A 510-nucleotide genomic window follows, 5' to 3' on the forward strand; every position below is an offset into this window, starting at 1 on the left:
ACTGGTCTCCTTATCACCTTCAGCTTCGCGCTTTTTAGCACGTTGCTCAGCTCGTTGCGCTTGAACGCGCGCTTTCGCTTCGGCTAATTGTGTACGAGCATGTGCAATATGCTCTGCTTCCAGCTCTCCGCAGTCGTTACCATTCAAGTCGACACGTTTAGCCCCTTCTTTTACACCATAAAGGTAGCGCCAACTTGAGGTATACAAGCGTAAGGCAGAACGTAACTGTGTCTTACTCAGCTGAGTTTCATCTTTTAGATGCTCAACGAGATCTTGAAAAATACCGACTTTCAAAGGGCGTGCTTCACCCTCAGCGATAAAACACTTAGGGAAACGTTCCGCTAAAAAAGCGATGATTTCTTTACTACTGTTCAACTTAGGTTGATTTTCCATGAAATTTCCTGATTACAACGGTTTTGGCAACCAGCGCAGGCATGAACAAGCGACATTATAATAGTGTTGCAAGGAATTTCTACGGCAAACGCCTCTTATCTTACAAAAAATTTACCA

The 510-nt window shown here is 44.1% G+C and carries 1 protein-coding gene; it reads right to left on the reverse strand.

The window, feature by feature from the left end; translation table 11 throughout:
* The coding region (proQ, locus tag IE142_RS40560; RefSeq protein WP_191889547.1) for an RNA chaperone ProQ at positions 1-393 on the reverse strand (393 nt) is incomplete at its 3' end.
* Positions 394-510: the final 117 nt, after the last annotated feature.

The sequence above is a fragment of the Streptomyces mutabilis genome, from assembly GCF_014649815.1.
GTDB lineage: Bacteria > Actinomycetota > Actinomycetes > Streptomycetales > Streptomycetaceae > Streptomyces > Streptomyces mutabilis.